Annotated in this window: 19 protein-coding genes; 6 read left to right on the top strand and 13 right to left on the bottom strand. The window is 63.2% G+C overall.

Translation table 11 applies throughout. The features are described from left to right. Window positions 1-11: 11 nt before the first annotated feature. From UP06_RS27350 to UP06_RS27340, 3 genes are all read right to left on the bottom strand, one after another. Complete coding sequence (locus UP06_RS27350; RefSeq protein ID WP_197087401.1) at window positions 12-296, bottom strand: TonB-dependent receptor plug domain-containing protein; 285 nt, start codon at window positions 294-296, stop codon at window positions 12-14. A gap of 63 nt (window positions 297-359) precedes the next feature. Beyond that, on the bottom strand, window positions 360-1,382 hold the full coding sequence (locus UP06_RS27345) for a hypothetical protein (RefSeq protein ID WP_502691609.1): 1,023 nt from the start codon (window positions 1,380-1,382) through the stop codon (window positions 360-362). A 181-nt stretch (window positions 1,383-1,563) separates the two neighbouring features. After that, complete coding sequence (locus UP06_RS27340) at window positions 1,564-1,866, bottom strand: hypothetical protein (RefSeq protein WP_045006770.1); 303 nt, start codon at window positions 1,864-1,866, stop codon at window positions 1,564-1,566. 232 nt (window positions 1,867-2,098) lie between these two features. Between UP06_RS27340 and UP06_RS27335 the strand changes: the two genes are divergently transcribed. Further along, window positions 2,099-2,374, top strand: a complete 276-nt coding sequence (locus UP06_RS27335; RefSeq protein WP_045006769.1) for a hypothetical protein — start codon at window positions 2,099-2,101, stop codon at window positions 2,372-2,374. Between the two features lie 15 nt (window positions 2,375-2,389). Here UP06_RS27335 and UP06_RS27330 read toward each other — a convergent pair whose 3' ends face one another. The 5 genes from UP06_RS27330 to UP06_RS27310 form a co-directional block, all read right to left on the bottom strand. Beyond that, a complete protein-coding gene (locus tag UP06_RS27330; protein ID WP_045006768.1) occupies window positions 2,390-3,082 on the bottom strand; it encodes an MIP/aquaporin family protein in 693 nt (230 codons plus the stop codon). After that, window positions 3,082-3,492, bottom strand: coding sequence for an arsenate reductase (glutaredoxin) (arsC, locus tag UP06_RS27325; protein ID WP_045006767.1), 411 nt, complete (start codon window positions 3,490-3,492; stop codon window positions 3,082-3,084). The genes UP06_RS27330 and arsC overlap by 1 nt, the downstream gene beginning before the upstream one ends. An 11-nt stretch (window positions 3,493-3,503) precedes the next feature. After that, window positions 3,504-3,974, bottom strand: a complete 471-nt coding sequence (locus UP06_RS27320) for an ArsI/CadI family heavy metal resistance metalloenzyme (RefSeq protein ID WP_045006766.1) — start codon at window positions 3,972-3,974, stop codon at window positions 3,504-3,506. Window positions 3,975-3,985: 11 nt separating this feature from the next. Beyond that, on the bottom strand, window positions 3,986-4,330 hold the full coding sequence (locus UP06_RS27315; RefSeq protein ID WP_045006765.1) for an ArsR/SmtB family transcription factor: 345 nt from the start codon (window positions 4,328-4,330) through the stop codon (window positions 3,986-3,988). 89 nt (window positions 4,331-4,419) lie between these two features. Next, on the bottom strand, window positions 4,420-5,010 hold the full coding sequence (locus UP06_RS27310; protein ID WP_045006764.1) for a TetR/AcrR family transcriptional regulator: 591 nt from the start codon (window positions 5,008-5,010) through the stop codon (window positions 4,420-4,422). A 176-nt stretch (window positions 5,011-5,186) separates the two neighbouring features. On the opposite strand from UP06_RS27310, the gene UP06_RS27305 reads away from it, so the two are divergent. The 5 genes from UP06_RS27305 to UP06_RS27285 all read left to right on the top strand — a co-directional run bounded on the left by UP06_RS27305 (window position 5,187) and on the right by UP06_RS27285 (window position 10,044). Next, the gene (locus tag UP06_RS27305; RefSeq protein ID WP_045006763.1) at window positions 5,187-5,564 is read left to right on the top strand and encodes a DoxX family protein; all 378 of its coding nucleotides are present in this window, start codon (window positions 5,187-5,189) and stop codon (window positions 5,562-5,564) included. A 253-nt stretch (window positions 5,565-5,817) separates the two neighbouring features. Next, window positions 5,818-6,669: a 3-hydroxybutyryl-CoA dehydrogenase gene (locus UP06_RS27300; protein WP_045006762.1), complete on the top strand. Its 852-nt coding sequence runs from the start codon at window positions 5,818-5,820 to the stop codon at window positions 6,667-6,669. A gap of 136 nt (window positions 6,670-6,805) precedes the next feature. Next, complete coding sequence (locus tag UP06_RS27295; RefSeq protein WP_045006761.1) at window positions 6,806-7,270, top strand: group III truncated hemoglobin; 465 nt, start codon at window positions 6,806-6,808, stop codon at window positions 7,268-7,270. 266 nt (window positions 7,271-7,536) lie between these two features. Further along, on the top strand, window positions 7,537-8,190 hold the full coding sequence (locus UP06_RS27290; RefSeq protein WP_045006899.1) for a QcrA and Rieske domain-containing protein: 654 nt from the start codon (window positions 7,537-7,539) through the stop codon (window positions 8,188-8,190). A gap of 126 nt (window positions 8,191-8,316) precedes the next feature. Continuing rightward, complete coding sequence (locus tag UP06_RS27285; protein ID WP_045006760.1) at window positions 8,317-10,044, top strand: methanol/ethanol family PQQ-dependent dehydrogenase; 1,728 nt, start codon at window positions 8,317-8,319, stop codon at window positions 10,042-10,044. Between the two features lie 263 nt (window positions 10,045-10,307). Here the strand turns inward: UP06_RS27285 and UP06_RS27280 are convergent, their stop codons facing one another. From UP06_RS27280 to UP06_RS27260, 5 genes are all read right to left on the bottom strand, one after another. After that, window positions 10,308-10,568, bottom strand: a complete 261-nt coding sequence (locus UP06_RS27280; RefSeq protein ID WP_045006759.1) for a hypothetical protein — start codon at window positions 10,566-10,568, stop codon at window positions 10,308-10,310. 54 nt (window positions 10,569-10,622) lie between these two features. After that, window positions 10,623-12,935 (bottom strand): xanthine dehydrogenase family protein molybdopterin-binding subunit, encoded by a 2,313-nt coding sequence (locus UP06_RS27275; protein ID WP_045006758.1) that lies wholly within the window; start codon window positions 12,933-12,935, stop codon window positions 10,623-10,625. A gap of 1 nt (window position 12,936) precedes the next feature. Then, window positions 12,937-13,389 (bottom strand): (2Fe-2S)-binding protein, encoded by a 453-nt coding sequence (locus UP06_RS27270; protein WP_045006898.1) that lies wholly within the window; start codon window positions 13,387-13,389, stop codon window positions 12,937-12,939. A 630-nt stretch (window positions 13,390-14,019) separates the two neighbouring features. Then, on the bottom strand, window positions 14,020-14,580 hold the full coding sequence (gene gfa / locus UP06_RS27265) for an S-(hydroxymethyl)glutathione synthase (protein WP_045006757.1): 561 nt from the start codon (window positions 14,578-14,580) through the stop codon (window positions 14,020-14,022). Between the two features lie 33 nt (window positions 14,581-14,613). Continuing rightward, complete coding sequence (locus tag UP06_RS27260; RefSeq protein WP_045006756.1) at window positions 14,614-15,723, bottom strand: S-(hydroxymethyl)glutathione dehydrogenase/class III alcohol dehydrogenase; 1,110 nt, start codon at window positions 15,721-15,723, stop codon at window positions 14,614-14,616. Window positions 15,724-15,769: the final 46 nt, after the last annotated feature.

Genomic DNA, 15,769 nt, shown 5'->3' with positions numbered 1-15,769 from the left:
GCGAGAGGCGTCTAGCGCCCGATCGTCACGCCGGCGGTCGAGCGCATCGCGTCCTTCAGGCTCGTTGCGTTCATGTCGTCGAGGACTTGCCGCGTCAGCACAGTGGTCTGGCCAGGCGTATTGAGGATCGTCTCGCCGCGCGAAGAGGAGAGCCGGTCGGCCTTGTAAGGTGCAGCCGGATCGATAGCGGGTGTCGTCGCAGGCGCGTGGCGCTGCCGTTTGCTGGAAGCGGCAAACGCGCCTTGCGAGACACAGAGGGCGGCGATCACGATCAGTCGCAACAATTTCGCGGGCATGCGATCTCCCATATCCAGGGTGTCAGCCTAGCATATGGTGAGCATCGTCGCAGAGCGAAAGGATCAGGCGAGAGCGGCCTGGCGTTCCCGCACCGGCTCGCGAACCCGGTCGGATTTCCCTGGCTCGGCGAGCCGGGTGAAGCTGCGCTTGTCCGCCTGCGCGGGCGCATCGACGATCACGCCTTCGCAGACAATCTGGCCGCCGAGCATCTTGAATTCCAGCTTGTCGTAGCGCGGCAAGTTCTCGCCAGGCGCAGGCGGCAGCAGTTCGACGCGCCCCTGGATGTTCAGCGTGGCATCGCCGGTGCCGTGAAGCCGCGGATTCCACATCCTGATGCCGGTCTCAGTCCAGCGTTGCCGGATCAGCGTGGCGCGATCGACGGGTTCGGCAGCTTTCGCACGAGCCTTCGGTGCGCTGCGGATCTCCGGAGCGGGAGACGCAAGAACAGGCTCAGGCTCGTTGCTCGTCGGGACAATGGGGGAGTCGGCGGACGAGCTGTCCGCGGCAACGATGGTGATGGGCAGAGGATCGTTCGCGAGGACCGGCTCGATCTCCACCGTGACGCTGGGAGATGCCTCGCTGTCGACGCTGACCGCGGGAACATCGGCCGAAGCGGTCTCGACCTCGACAGATGAGACGAAGGCCTCCTCCGCAACGACAGGTTCGACGTCCGTCTGGAGTTCGGCGGACGGATCGCTGCCGATGATGAGCTCAGGGATATCAGCCGGCTCGACGTCAAACGAGACCGACGCCTGTTCTTCGACGATCGGCTCAATTTCCGGGAGCGCGGTTCGAGATGACTCGTCGCTGACCTGGATATCGGCCGGCGCGGCCGATGGGCTCTCCGCGATGACAGAGAGAGTCGTATCATCGTCTGCAGCCGCGATGTCTGCGTCGTTGTGCAACGCCTCGGTGCTGATACCGATGTCTAGGGCCGGAGCGGCGTCCACGATGACGGCAGGCGGCTCGTCCGCGACGATCGGTGCCACGTCAATGCTGCCGCTGTGTGGCAAGGGCCGAAGCCGGGCGAACGCCCATTTCACCGCTGGAATGCGGCGTAGCAACGATATCAGTCTCGAAAGCACTGGGAGTTGTCCAAGAGGTACTCAGCTTGAGCCAATCGCTGATTCGCCAGCAATGCAAAAAACTGCCCCGGCCGTCACACCGCTGTCAATGTATGTGGGACCAATTGCAGAACATCCACGCATCAGCCGCGCGCGCGAGAGCAATGCAGGTGACGTCTCGCCTGTGGCCGCGACGCAGCGTTCATTCGAAATGCATGGACGCAAGAGGATCGTCTTCGCGATCGGGCAGGCGCGTCGTCGGAGGAAGCGAGGCGTGCTCCGCTTTGCGGATGTGCCGAAGCACCGGCTTGCGAGCGAGCGCGACAGAGGCGGCACGGATCGAGACGAGCCCATCACATTCCGCTCGTTCAGCGCCCCACGCGCAGTCGGCGCTTGAGGGCGCGGCGATGCCTGCGCCGGGGTCACCGGGCCAGGCCTGCGCCGGGCCGGTGATCGCGAGCGAGAGGATGAGCCGCAAGGCTGTGACGATGGTTGTCTTTGTCATGGGAGGCTCCGAGCAGGTCTATCGAAAGGATCGGGCCGGAGGCGCAATATTCCGCGCCGCTGCATGATCTCGCGGCCGCTCACGCGAGGTTCAAAAGCCGTGAGGCAGGCGTGAGGGGCGCCCTCGTTCGCAGGCGATGAACTGTTCCGGGAACCCGGATGCGACAAAGCACCACCGCAAAGTTCCGGCGCGCCGCGCCTAGGATGGGTGGGCAGCAAGGCGAAACGCTCGCATGTCCGATCCTCCCGAACACAGGATCGTTCCGATCCGTTCGTTGCAAGGCGCGAGGCTCGACGAGCGCTTCGACGCAACGCTTGCCGATCTTCAGGGCCGGCGCGACGAACTCGTGCAAGTCATCGCGCGTCTTGGCGAAGGATTGGCCGTGATCGATCAGGCGGCCGCAAGCGGATCGGCGCAGTCGGCGAGGGATCTTCTCGATCTCCTCGCCACGGCCCAAGTCCAGCTGGACGAGGTGTCGGCCATCATCGAACGGCTGCGATCGTCGTGACAGCCATGCCGGCTTTCAGGAGACCTGTGGTGAGGCGCCCCGCTTCACGGAGCATCCGCTCCAAAGCCAGTTCGCGAGCGGAATGGCAAGGATCGCCCCAACAAGCTGCGCGGCAATGAAAGCCGGCACGCCGTGCGGGGCGATGCCTGCGAACGTGTCGGAAAGTGATCGGGCGATGGTGACCGCCGGATTGGCAAACGACGTCGAGGCCGTGAACCAGTAGGCCGAAATGATATACAGGCCGACGGCGTAAGGAACGGCGGTGGGGGTTCGCGATGCGACACCGAGGATTGTCAACAGCAGACCGAAAGTCGCCACGGCCTCGGCGAACCATTGTCCCGCTCCGGTGCGCTCTGTCAGAGAAAGCTGGAGCACGGGAAGCTCGAACATCAGATGCGCGATCCATACGCCGATGATCGCGCCGGTGATCTGTGCGACGATGTAGATCGCAGCATCGGTCCATGGCGTCTCGCCGCGGAGCGCGAATGCCAGCGTCACCGCCGGATTGAAGTGGGCGCCCGATATCGGGCCAAACATCAGGATCAGCACGACGAGGATGGCGCCTGTGGCGATCGTATTGCACAACAGCGCCAGCGCAACGTTTCCGCCCGAGAGCTTTTGAGCCATGATGCCCGAGCCGACCACTGCGGCGAGCAGGAATGCGGTCCCGAGCCACTCGGCCGCGGCACGCTGTGCAAGGGCCGGCATCAGGTACCGCGGTCCAGCCGGACGCGCTCGCCGTCTTCCTTGACGAACTCGCCCTGCTGCGCCGGCAGGAGATCCAGTACGAGTTCGGAGGGACGGCAGAGCTTGACGCCTTTCGGCGTGATCACGATCGGCCTGTTGATCAGGATCGGATGCGCTACTATGGCATCGAGAAGCTGCTCGTCGGTCAGCGCCGCATTGCCGAGCCTCAGCTCGGCGTAGGGCGTGCCCTTCTCGCGCAGCAGGTCGCGCAACGAGTGCCCCATGCGCGCGGCGAGCTGCTGCAACAGCGTGCGCGACGGTGGTGTCTTCAGATATTCGATCACATGCGGCTCGATGCCGGCGTTCCGGATCATGGCGAGCGTGTTGCGCGAGGTGCCGCAGGCGGGATTGTGGTAGATGATCGCTTCCATCGCCAACACCTTCAGCAGCAGGCCTGTGACGGCTTCGGTGCCGCCTGCGGCGTGCAGCAGGCCGATTGCTGCTCATGCGCGACCCGCGCGCGGTTCTCGCCGCTCCCGTCGCCGTAATCGGTGCTCTCGCCCGTGGTGTGAAAGGTTTCCCAGGCGATGCCCGCGGGATCGTCGATCCAGGATTTCTCCGACTTGGCATAGCAGCAAGCCGTCTGCCCCTGTTCGATCACGTTGCCGCCGGCCTGGCGCAGCCGCGCATAGACGTCTTGCAGCTCGTCGCCGGTCTCGACCTGGATGCCGAGATGGTCGAGGCCCGGCTCGCGTCCACGCGTCGAGATCGCGAAGTTCACGCGGGGATCTTCGAGCATCCATTTGGCGTAGTCGGATTTCACCACCGAGGGTTCGCATGCAAACAAGGCCGAGTAGAATCCGATGGAGCGGGAGAGATCGACGACGGACACGTGGACGTGCAGGCGCTTCATGGTCTGTCCTTTCAGGCTGGAACCTTGCTGCGCTTTCGCGCGGGTTTCGAAGGCGCGGACGGAGCGCATGAAATGCCGCCACAGCAGTTTTCGGTCAGGAAGCCGACGAGCGCATTCATGATCTCGAACCGCGCCGCATAGATCATTGAGCGCCCCTCGCGCCGGACGGTGGCGAGACCAGCCATCCGCAGCCGGTCGAAGTGAAACGTCAGCGTATTGGGGGCGAGATCCAGCGCTTCCGCGATCGCGCCGGCGGCCAAGCCGTTGGGACCGGCCTGCACCAGCAGGCGGAAGACGTCGAGGCGATTGTCCTGCGCAAGCGCGGCGAGCGCGGTGACGGCATCTGTCTTTTCCATATTTCAACGAATATTGAAATGAAGGCGACCTGTCAATCGCGCTCTTGGCCTGCTCATCGGCCATCTCGCCCGTAGGCGTCGCGATGCCGCTAGCGGAGGGAAGATTCGATGGCCTCTTCGATCTGCTTTTTGAATCGAGCTTTGAAATCGGGCACCTCGTAGCCGAGCGTCATTTCCAGATGCGTGTCACCGAGGACCAGCGAGACGAAAGTTGACGCCCTGACCGCGGCTGTCTTTTCGTCAAAGCGCTTCGCCAGGATTCTGGCGGCCATGCTTCGGGCCAATTGCGGACCGTGCTGATAGAATATGGCACCAAGCATCGGGAGACGGCCGGCCTCCGCGACAATGGCGCGATAAAGCGCCAGGCTGTCGGATGCAATCAGGCTGCGTGCGAGTAATTGCCCGAGCGCACGCAATTCGTCTTTGATTGGGCGGTTGGTCGGATGTGCGGGTTCGATCGCGCTGGCGCACATCGACTGCACCAAACCGAGAAACAACGCCTCCTTCGAGCCGAAGTGGCGATAAACGGTTTGCTTGCCGACACCGGCGGCGGCAGCGACGTCGTCCATTGTCGCGGTCTCAAAACCATCGCGCAGGAATACGGTCTTGGCGCCCTCTAGGATTGCGGTCCGCTTACGGGTTTGCAGCGGGGTCAATTCGGGAATCGATGCTGAATTCATAGACCGATGATAGCCGAAAAAATTGCTGTTGACGAGACTGATCAGTCTCGTTACTAAGCGCCCGCAACGAGACTACTCAGTCTCGTTCTCATCGGCTTGGCCGGTTAGGCGCGGGAGGAGTGGATCGTGAAACTCCTTCCCGGAACAACAGGCCCAATGCAGGAACGGATGCATAGATGTTCGCGGAAATCGTCTCATTTACTCCGGCCATCCTCGTCGGGGTTTTGGCCGTCGTATTCCTCTTCGCCGGTATGATCAATCTGAGTGGACGGGGCACGGTGAAGGCCGACTTCGCGCGTTGGGGCTTTCCAGCCGGTTTTCATCTTGTCTGCGGCGGACTGGAGCTTATCGGCGCTGCGTTGTTGCTGGTGCCTTCGACGAGGCTCCTGGGCCTGGCGTTGCTTGGCGCGATCATGGTGGGGGCCATTGTCTCGCTCCTGCGCCATCGGGAGCCGGTCTCGCATCTTGTGCCGGCTTTTGGTATTGCGGTCCTTCTTGCACTCGCTGCGATGGCTCTGTCGGCGGGCGGCTTTTGGCCGCTTTATCAGTCCTGAATTACACGCCAGCGCACCCGCATCTCGGCACTCAAAAGGCGGCAGAGGAGGCAGATCGCTCGGGCCGAACAGGCCGCGAGACCGCCAAATCATGCCTTTCGCGGCTTTCAGGCGGCTTTATTCCCGCCATGGATGCTTTAAGGAAAGGGGAGGATCGGGTCGCGCGCGCCCAATGGCGGTGCTAGACCCTGATGCAGGAAACAGGGCGCGGGCCTGTGCCGGCATGCCCGCAGGATGAGAAGGATATGAAGCAATGATCCAAACCGTTGGTATCATCGGGGCAGGGACCATGGGCAATGGCATCGCCCAGATCTGTGCCGCGGCCGGGCTTTCGGTCGTGATGGTCGACATCTCCGATGCGGCGGTGAGCCGCGGTGTCGCCACCGTCGGCGGCAGCCTCGAGCGCCTGGTCAAGAAGGAGAAGATGTCGGCGGCCGATCGCGAGGCGACGCTCAAGCGCATCACCGGCACCACCGATCGTGCCAAGCTCGTCGACTGCGATCTCGTCATCGAGGCCGCGACCGAGAACGAGGAGCTCAAGGTCAAGATCCTGAAGGACCTCTGCGCGACGCTGTCGCCGCGCACGCTGCTTGCGACCAACACCTCGTCGATCTCGATCACCAAGCTTGCGGCGGCGACGGATCGCCCGGATCGCTTCATCGGCATGCACTTCTTCAATCCGGTGCCGGTGATGGCGCTGCTGGAACTCATCCGCGGCTTGCAGACCTCGGACGATACCCATGCCAAGGCGCTGGATTTCGCCAAGCGCGTCGGCAAGGTGGCGATCACGGCCAAGAACAGCCCGGGCTTTGCCGTCAACCGCATCCTCTGCCCGATGATCAATGAGGCGATCTTCGCGCTGCAGGAAGGGATCGCGACGGCCGAAGAGATCGATGCCGGCATGAAGCTCGGCTGCAACCATCCGATCGGGCCGCTGGCGCTCGCCGATCTCGTCGGGCTCGACACCATGCTGTCGGTGATGGAGGTCTTTTACAAAGGCTTCAACGACCCCAAATACCGACCGGCGCCCTTGCTCAAGGAAATGGTCGATGCCGGCCATCTCGGCCGCAAGACCGGGCAGGGCTTTTACACCTACAGCGCCTGATATTGGCGCGGGCGGCGGGTGCTGAGCGCCCGTCGCTTGTCCCGCAATTTGCGCTGCGTCAAAGACGACGCGCGCGATTGGCCCGACAATGTCGAACGGGCGGCCTGCGGGAACAACTGAACGGACAACAAAGAATATGTCGGATCGACTGAAGGCTGAGCGGGAAGCTGCGGCTGAGCGGCGGAACCTCTTGGTCCAGGACGCGATCGAGCGCACCGGAATCACAGAACAGATGATCGGGGAACTCGTCACCCGCTTCTACGGGCGCGTGCGTGAGGATGCGCTGCTGGGGCCGGTGTTTGCGATCGTGCAGAATTGGGACGAGCATCTCGCCAAGCTCAAGAATTTCTGGTCCTCCATCGTGCTGATGACCGGCCGCTATCACGGCGCGCCGATGCGGGCGCATTTTCCACTCACGCTCGCCGGGAACCATTTCGATCGTTGGCTCGAACTGTTTGAAGAGACCGCGCGCGAGGTCTGTCCGCCCGCAGCCGCCGCGCTGTTCATCGACAAGGCGCGGCGCATCGCCGACAGTTTTGAAATGGCGTCGGCGACCGTGGCGGGACGCATCGCGTCGCCGCGCCATGTGCTTCGATCCTAGAATACAAAATGCCTGCCTGAGAAACGTGCAAACGAATTGATGTTCGTTGACATCGCGGCGCACGTTAGCGCGTCGCACCAATTCCAACATCATCGGTCTGATCTGCAAAATCATCATGTCGCTCGCGTAGCATGGCGTTGAAATTACAAAAACGCGTTTGATTGCGCTCATTTGCGTTCAATCAAAACGAGCATAGCCATATTGATGCACTGCGGCGCCAATTCTTCGCCTTTTTTTCGGCAGAGTTCCAGCGCCTGCTAGCATGCATGTCGAGCGCATCGTTCAACACCACATCCTCATCCTCCGACAACTTCGCGGAAACTGAAGTCGACGTGTGCGCGGAGCAAACGAGGCGAACGCTCCTGCTCGGTGCGCTCGCCACCACCGCGTGCCTTGGCTGTTCCACGCAGGTCCACGCCGGCGAGGATCCGCCCGGCTCCGATGAGCGGCCACAGAAGGGCGATCTGCTCGTCTTCTCCGAAGGTGACCAAGAAGGAAAGCCCGTCACCTCGGCCGATCTGCCGCGCGGCGGGCCGCCGGTGCATGCCTGGCCGAAGGATCCCAAGACATCGGTGGTGCGTAGTGCCTCGCGGCTGAACGAGATCCTGATCATTCGGCTCGATGCCGCCGAACTCGACGAGCAGACGCGCGCGCGTGCCATCGATGGGATCATCGCCTATTCGGCAATCTGTTCCCATGCCGGCTGTCCCGTCACCGCCTGGGTCAAGAGCGATGTCGGCGACAAGGAGGTGTTCAAATGCATGTGCCACAACTCCGAATACGATCCCCGCGCGGGCGCGCAGGTCGTGTTCGGGCCAGCGCCGCGGCGGCTCGCCGCGCTGCCGCTGGCGCACGCTGACGGCTCGCTCAGCGTTGCCGGCAACTTCGTCGGAAAGGTAGGTGGCGTACAGCAGGGATGACCGACGCGCGGGTCGCGCCCGCGTCACGACAGGCCGCATCCGCCACCGCGCGGGTGACGAGAACGACGCGCACGACGACAAGAATTCACCAAACGAATTCAAAACGGATGAAAAGGGGATACGTCCATGACCAGGAAGCAATGCTTACTGTCCGGCTTCGTCGCCTTCACGTGCCTTGTCTCGACTGCGGCCGTCGCCGGCCCGATCGAGAGCTACTCTCCGGTCACCGCGCAGCGCCTGGAAAATCCGGAACCGGGCAACTGGATGCTCTACCGCCGGACCTATGACGGGCAGGGCTATAGCCCGCTCGATCAGATCAACACCACCAACGTCAAGGATCTCACGCCCGTCTGGACGTTTGCGACAGGCGTGGTCGAAGGCCATGAGGCGCCGCCGATCATCAACAACGGTGTGATGTTCGTGGCGACCCCGATGGGACAGGTGATTGCGCTCAACGCCAAAACTGGTGACGAATACTGGCGCTACAAGCGGCAGCTCCCGGACGATCTGTTCCAGCTGCATCCGACCAGCCGCGGTGTCGGCCTGTGGGAGGACAAGCTCTATCTCGCCACCACCGATGACCATGTCGTCGCACTCGATGCCAAAACTGGCAAGGTAGTGTGGGACACCAAGGTGCAGGACTACAAGAAGGGTCAGTACATGACCCTGATGCCGCTCGTCGTCGACGGCAAGGTCATCGTCGGCGGCTCCGGCGGCGAGCTTGGCGTGCGCGGTTACGTCGCCGCATATGATGCCAAGGACGGCAAGGAGTTGTGGCGCACCTTCACCATTCCCGGCGAAGGCGAGCCCGGTCACGACACTTGGCAGGGCGACGATTGGAAGACAGGCGGTGGTTCCGCCTGGATGACCGGCAATTACGACAAGGAGACCAAGACGATCTATTGGGGCGTCGGCAACGCCGCGCCATGGCCCGGCGAGACCCATCCCGGCGACAATCTCTACACCTCGTCGGTACTGGCGCTCGATCCCAACAACGGCAAGATCAAGACCTATCATCAGTACCATCAGAACGACTCCTGGGACTGGGACGAGGTCGACGCGCCAATGCTGGTCGATTTGCAACGTGACGGCCGCAGCATCAAGAGTCTGATCCATCCCGGCCGCGATGCGATCTTCTGGATACTCGAGCGCACCCCGACCAAGATCAACTACGTCGCCGGCTGGCCGTTCGTCGCAACCGACGTCTGGAAAGGCATTGATGCCGAGAGTGGGCGGCCGATCGTCGATCCCGATCACAAGCCGGCAATCGGCAAGCGCGTCGAGTTCTGTCCGTCGTTGTGGGGCGGCAAGGACTGGCCGTCGGCGTCCTACAGCCAGAAGACCGGGCTCGTCTACGTGCCCGCCAACGAGAATTTCTGCGGCGGCTTCACCGGCGAGAAGGTCGCGCTCAAGCCCGGCGAACTCTGGCTCGGCACCAAGCCGGAGGACATCGGCCTGAAGGCGAAACCCGGCGCCGATCATTTCGGCGAGCTCCAGGCCTGGGATCCCACCACTGGCAAGAAGGTGTGGCAGCACAACTTCCCGAAATCGCAGCTGTTCGGCTCGGTGACGGCAACCGCGGGCGACCTCGTCTTCGCCGGCGGTACCAACGACCGCAACTTCCGCGCCTTCAATGCCAAGACCGGCGAAGTGTTATGGGAGCAGAAGACCAACTCAGGCATCATGGGCATGCCGGTGTCCTATGAGATCGACGGCACCCAATATGTCGCGATCCAGTCAGGTTGGGGCGTCGACGCACAGCGCATCCAGGACGCGCTGGCGACCAACAATATCGGCATCGAGTCCAACGTGCCGCAGGGCGGCGTGGTCTGGGTGTTCGCGCTGAAGAAATAAGCTCCGCGGCGGATCGAAGAAGGCGGAGCGGGGACGAGCGAATGCGGCGGACGGCAACGTCCGCCGCATTTTTGCATGCTTTCTTCCCTTCTCCCCTTGTGGGAGAAGGTGGCGCGAAGCGCCGGATGAGGGGTTGTATCCGCGAACAACAATGCTCGAGATTCGTAGAGACAAACCCCTCACCCAAGCGAGGTTGCAGCCACTAGCGTCGCTGCCCTCTCCCGCAAGGGGAGAGGGCACATCAATGCGAAGGCGCTAAACTACTACTTCCCCTGGCGGTCGACCTTGTCCTTTTCCTTCTGGTTCATCTCCTGAACCTTCGGATCGGTGCTGCTCTGCCCGGTGGTCTGGGTGGTCGTGGTGGGCGGCGCGTTGGCGTTCGGAAGCGAGTTCTGGTCCGGCGCGGTGGGACGCGTCGCCGTGGTCGGTGGTGTGGTGTTGTTTTGGGCGTATGCGCCGGCGGCAATCAAGCAAAAGGCGCCCGACAGCAACGAGACTGCGAGCGCCTTTGAGATATTGGTCATCGATCTGCTCCTGTCAGATCGATGGCAACGGCGCGAGGCCGCTTTCCGTTCCTCTCACGCCTCCAATTGCTTGCCGATCGGAAGTGCGCGGATGCGCTTTCCGGTCGCGGCGAAAATCGCGTTCATTAGCGCCGGTGCAAACGGCGGCACACCGGGCTCGCCGACGCCGCTCGGCGGCGTGTCGGGTCCGGGCGGGACGATATAGACGTTGGTGATCAGCGGAGATTCGTCGATCCTGATGACTTGGAAGTCGTCAAAGTTCTTCTGCACCACCTTGCCGTCCTTGAAGCTGATCTCGCCATATTTGGCGAGGCTCAGCCCCATGATCGCCGCGCCCTCGATCTGCGACTGGATGCGCTCGGGGTTGACATAGGTGCCACAGTCGATCGCAGTGTCGACCCGTGGCACCGTCAGCTTGCCCTTGTCGTCGACCGCGACCTCGACGATGGTCGCGATATAGCTGACGAAGCTGCGGTGCACGGCGATACCGAGACCGTGGCCCTTCGGCACGCTGCGTCCCCATTCGCCCTTTTCGGCGACCAGCTCGACCACCTTGCGCAGGCGCGCGGTGTCGATTGGGTAGCTGTCAAAGGGTTCGCCGTAGTTCCACATGTCTTTCACGGCAGGCTTGACGATACGCGGGCTGCCGATCAGCGCGAGCAGCGTCTCCTTCTGGTCGCGGCCGGTCGCGTTCGCGATCTCGCCGACCATCGACTGCACCGCAAAGGCGCGCGGGATGTTCGAGACCGAGCGGAACCAACCGATGCGGGTGAACGCCGCGGCCTCCGGGTTTTCGCAACTGATGTTGGCGATCTCGAAGGGCATGTCGACGAGTCCCATGCCGAGCTCGAACGCCGCCGCGTGGTTTGCGCCTGCGGCAAAGGTCGAAGCGATGGTGGGGGCCACGCTGCGGTGGCGCCACGCGACCACCTTGCCGCTCTTGTCGAGGCCTGCCTCGATCCGCTCGACCGAGACGGTGTGCAGGAAGTCGTGGTGGAGGTCGTCCTCCCGCGTCCACTGCACCTTCACCGGCGCGCCGAGTTCTTTCGACAGCAGTGCGGCCTCGAGCGCGAAGTCGCATTTCGACTTGCGCCCAAAACCGCCACCGAGCAGCGTGACGTTGACGGTGACGTTGCCTTCGGGAATGCCGAGCGTCTTGGCGACGTCCTCGCGCGTGCCGCCCGGGCTTTGCACCGGCGCCCAGATCTCCGCCTTGTCGCCCTTGACGTCGGCAATCGCAACCGGAGGCTCCATGCTGGCATGAGCGAGATGGGGCAGGTAATATTCGCCGACCACGACCTTGTCGGCGCTCTTCAGCGCGGCGTCCGCGTCGCCCTCGGCGCGCACGACGAGACCAGGCTTGCGCGAGGCCTCCTCGAGCTCCTTGCGATAGGCGACCGAGTCGTACTTGCCGTTGGCGCCGTCGTCCCAGACCAGCTTCAGCGCGTCGCGGCCCTTGATCGCCGCACCGGTGTTGCGGGCGATCACCGCGACGCCGCCGAGCGGCTGGAACTTCGAGGGCCACGGCCAGCCGCGGACCTGCATCACCTTCTCGACGCCGGAGACTTTCATCGCCTCGGCCGGGTCGAACGAGACCAGTTTGCCTCCGGTGACCGGCGGCCGCGCGATCACGGCATACTTCATGCCGGGCAGGCGCACGTCGGCACCGTAACCCGCCTTGCCAGTGGTGATGTCGTGGAGATCGACGATGCCGATCTGGCCCTTGGTCAGATAGCGGAAGTCCTTTGGGTCCTTCAGCTTGAGGCCTTCGATGCTCGGCACCGATTCCTTGGCGGCATCGGCGGCGAGCTCGCCGAAGCCGAGCTTGCGCCCGCTGGCGCCGTGGACGACCTCGTGATTGACGGCCTTGACCTCGGTCGCCGGCACGCCCCAGCGCTTGGCTGCGGCCTGCTCCAGCATGGTGCGGGCGGAGGCGCCGATTTGGCGCATCGGGATCAAATAATGCCGCGTGCTGCGCGAGCCGTCGGTGTCCTGGTTGCCGAACTTGACCTCGTCGCCATGGGCCTGCTGCACTTTCACCTTGGACCAGTCGGCTTCCATTTCCTCCGCCACGATCAACGGCAGGCTGGTGCGCACGCCGGTGCCCATCTCGGAGCGATGGGCGAGGATGGTGACGGTGCCGTCGGGCGCGACCGCGACGAAGACGCGTGGGTCCACCACGACGCCATGCGGCATTTTTCCGGCGCCGGTCTCATAGGCAAAAGCCTGGCGGGACATTACGGGGGCGGCGAGTACGAAGCCACCGGTGATGCCGATCCCCCTGAGGATGCTGCGGCGTGAGATCTTCTCGACCCTGGTGTGCTTTTCGAAGCCACGAAGCTTTCGGGGATTGTCGATGAAATTCATGTCACACTCCCGTCGATGCGAGATGGACGGCATTCTCGATGCGCTGATAGCAGCCGCAACGGCAGATGTTGCCGGACATCGCCTCGCGGATCTGGTCGTGCGACGGCTTTGGATTGTCCATCAACAGGGCCGCGGCCTGCATGATCTGGCCGGCCTGGCAGAAGCCGCATTGGGGGACGTTGACCTGGCGCCAGGCCTTCTGAACGGCGTGGTCGCCGGTCGGATGCAGTCCCTCGATCGTGGTGATCTCGCGTCCGGCGACGTCGTTGATCGACGTGATGCAGGAGCGCACCGCCTCCTTGTCGACGATGACCGTGCAGGCGCCGCACAGCGCCTGGCCACAGCCAAATTTGGTGCCGGTCAGCCCGGCCTCGTCGCGCAGGAACCAGAGTAGCGGGAGATCCGGGTCGCCGTCCCAGCTCTGTTCCTGGCCGTTGATCTTCACCTTGATCATGATCGTCCCTCGCTCTTCATAAGCATTGCCGATTATGGAAGTGCCGATTTCGGTCGGCATCATGGTCCGTGCGTCGTCGCAACCACACTCCGGCCCGTTGTCCCGCGCGGGCAAATCCCGGCAGGGGGCAAAATGCGAATCGCGATGTCCGGATGTGCTCGATACCTCCCGTTTTGTTCTTAATTGATTGAACTTCGCGCGGCATCGTGACACCGCGATCGTAGCAGAGATCGGGCCGGCCCGGCATTCACAGCCGGGTGTTCTCGACGTGAGCAGATTGCATCCGTGGTTTGTCAAAAGCAGGGCGCGGCAAGCCGTCCCGCGTTTTGCGCGACTGCAAAATCAGATTCGAGGTGAAAAAGGCTTCGTCCGCCAGAGAGACTGCGCGGACGAAGCAGGATGCCTCAGTCGAGGGAGGGAGAAACGCAGGGCCTGCGGACTTCAAGAGAGAAGCTTTGGCACTGCGCAGTCATTCAGAGACTAGGACTGAGGGAGCGAATGGCCCACGTCTACGCAAGGTGCACCGGCGGCGACATCGCCGCGATCATCTGAGGGCCGCACCCGTCCGGCTCGCTGGCGGTGGTTGCGACCAGCGAGCGGACGGGGCTTGGCAACGTCTGGCGGCCTTGTTCAGGCGGCTTTGGCTTTCGCGACGTGGGTCGCGATCGCGTCCATCAGCGCCGGAGACAGGCAGTCATAGGGCTCGAGCCCGATTTCCTTCAGCCGCGAGCGGATGCCGGCCATCTGCTCCGGCTTCACGCCCGATTCGATCACCGAAGAGACGAAGGCGGCGAATTGCGGCGCCTGCGAGCCCTGCTCCTGGAACAGCTCCGGATGGACGAAGTCGAGACCGTAGAACGGATGGTTCTTGTTCTCGATGCGGCCATACATGTGCGTGCCGCAGGCCTTGCAGGCATGACGCTGGATCACCGCGGAAGCGTCGACGATCTGGAGCTTGTCGCCGTTCTCGAGCACGGTGACGTTCTGGCGCGGCACCACCGCGACGACGGAGAAGTTCGCGCCCTGCGGCTTCCAGCACTTGGTGCAGCCGCAGGCGTGGTTGTGCGCCACGTCGCCCTTGATGCCGACCTTGACCTGGTGGTCCTTGCATTTGCAGGCCAGCGTGCCGCCGGCAAAATGGCCGGTGCCTTGCTTGAGGCCGTTGTCGATCGAGGGGTGGAGTGCAGTCATGGGTCGATCCTCCTTGGGTGTGACGCTTTCGAGTTAGAACACGACGACTGAACGGATGGATTTGCCCTCATGCATCAGCTCGAAGCCCTTGTTGATGTCTTCGAGCTTGAGCGTGTGGGTGATCATCGGATCGATCTGGATCTTTCCGTTCATGTACCAGTCGACGATCTTCGGCACGTCGGTGCGGCCGCGCGCGCCGCCGAATGCGGTACCGCGCCAGTTGCGGCCGGTGACGAGCTGGAACGGACGTGTCGCGATCTCCTTGCCGGATTCCGCGACGCCAATGATGATCGATGTGCCCCAGCCGCGATGGCAGGCTTCCAGCGCCTGGCGCATCACCGTAGTGTTGCCGGTGCAGTCGAAAGTGTAGTCGGCGCCACCGTCGGTGAGGCTCACGAGATGCGGGACGATGTCGCCGGTGATTTTCTTGGGATTGACGAACTCGGTCATGCCGAACCGGCGGCCCCATTCCTCCTTGGAGTCGTTGATGTCGACGCCGATGATCTTGTCGGCGCCGGCCATCTTGGCGCCCTGGATTACGTTGAGCCCGATGCCGCCGAGGCCGAACACGACGACGTTGGAGCCCGGCTCGACCTTGGCGGTGTTGACGACGGCGCCGACGCCGGTGGTGACGCCGCAGCCGATGTAGCAGCTCTTGTCGAACGGCGCGTCCTCGCGGATCTTCGCCACCGCGATCTCCGGCAGCACCGTGAAGTTGGAGAAGGTCGAGCAGCCCATATAATGGTAAACTGGCTTGCCCTTGTAGGAGAAGCGGCTGGTGCCGTCGGGCATCACGCCCTTGCCTTGCGTCGCGCGGATCGCGGTGCAGAGATTGGTCTTCCGGCTCAGGCAGCTTTTGCACTGCCGGCATTCCGGCGTGTAGAGCGGGATGACATGATCGCCGGGCTTCACCGAACTCACGCCCGCGCCGATCTCGCGGATGATCCCGGCGCCCTCATGGCCCAGGATCGACGGGAAGATGCCCTCGCTGTCGAAACCGTCGAGCGTGTAGGCGTCGGTATGGCAGATGCCCGTCGCCTTGATCTCGACCAGGACTTCGCCGGCCTTCGGTCCTTCCAGATCGACTTCGACGATCTCGAGCGGCTTCTTGGCTTCGAAAGCGACGGCGGCACGTGTCTTCATCGGTAACTCCTCAAATTCTCGCAGGGCGCCAAGACTTAAGTCTCGG

This window comes from Bradyrhizobium sp. LTSP857 (assembly GCF_000938285.1).
Lineage (GTDB): Bacteria > Pseudomonadota > Alphaproteobacteria > Rhizobiales > Xanthobacteraceae > Bradyrhizobium.
Note: the sequence above shows the minus strand (reverse complement) of the source record. Positions and strands in the feature narration are given on the sequence as shown.

Bases quoted from the DNA above. Each gene is read 5' to 3' on its own strand.
- UP06_RS27350 (WP_197087401.1), bottom strand. From the start codon at position 296: ATGCCCGCGAAATTGTTGCGACTGATCGTGATCGCCGCCCTCTGTGTC.
- UP06_RS27340 (WP_045006770.1), bottom strand. From the start codon at position 1,866: ATGACAAAGACAACCATCGTCACAGCCTTGCGGCTCATCCTCTCGCTC.
- UP06_RS27335 (WP_045006769.1), top strand. From the start codon at position 2,099: ATGTCCGATCCTCCCGAACACAGGATCGTTCCGATCCGTTCGTTGCAA.
- UP06_RS27330 (WP_045006768.1), bottom strand. From the start codon at position 3,082: ATGCCGGCCCTTGCACAGCGTGCCGCGGCCGAGTGGCTCGGGACCGCA.
- arsC (WP_045006767.1), bottom strand. From the start codon at position 3,492: ATGGAAGCGATCATCTACCACAATCCCGCCTGCGGCACCTCGCGCAAC.
- UP06_RS27320 (WP_045006766.1), bottom strand. From the start codon at position 3,974: ATGAAGCGCCTGCACGTCCACGTGTCCGTCGTCGATCTCTCCCGCTCC.
- UP06_RS27315 (WP_045006765.1), bottom strand. From the start codon at position 4,330: ATGGAAAAGACAGATGCCGTCACCGCGCTCGCCGCGCTTGCGCAGGAC.
- UP06_RS27310 (WP_045006764.1), bottom strand. From the start codon at position 5,010: ATGAATTCAGCATCGATTCCCGAATTGACCCCGCTGCAAACCCGTAAG.
- UP06_RS27305 (WP_045006763.1), top strand. From the start codon at position 5,187: ATGTTCGCGGAAATCGTCTCATTTACTCCGGCCATCCTCGTCGGGGTT.
- UP06_RS27300 (WP_045006762.1), top strand. From the start codon at position 5,818: ATGATCCAAACCGTTGGTATCATCGGGGCAGGGACCATGGGCAATGGC.
- UP06_RS27295 (WP_045006761.1), top strand. From the start codon at position 6,806: ATGTCGGATCGACTGAAGGCTGAGCGGGAAGCTGCGGCTGAGCGGCGG.
- UP06_RS27290 (WP_045006899.1), top strand. From the start codon at position 7,537: ATGTCGAGCGCATCGTTCAACACCACATCCTCATCCTCCGACAACTTC.
- UP06_RS27285 (WP_045006760.1), top strand. From the start codon at position 8,317: ATGACCAGGAAGCAATGCTTACTGTCCGGCTTCGTCGCCTTCACGTGC.
- UP06_RS27280 (WP_045006759.1), bottom strand. From the start codon at position 10,568: ATGACCAATATCTCAAAGGCGCTCGCAGTCTCGTTGCTGTCGGGCGCC.
- UP06_RS27275 (WP_045006758.1), bottom strand. From the start codon at position 12,935: ATGAATTTCATCGACAATCCCCGAAAGCTTCGTGGCTTCGAAAAGCAC.
- UP06_RS27270 (WP_045006898.1), bottom strand. From the start codon at position 13,389: ATGATCAAGGTGAAGATCAACGGCCAGGAACAGAGCTGGGACGGCGAC.
- gfa (WP_045006757.1), bottom strand. From the start codon at position 14,580: ATGACTGCACTCCACCCCTCGATCGACAACGGCCTCAAGCAAGGCACC.
- UP06_RS27260 (WP_045006756.1), bottom strand. From the start codon at position 15,723: ATGAAGACACGTGCCGCCGTCGCTTTCGAAGCCAAGAAGCCGCTCGAG.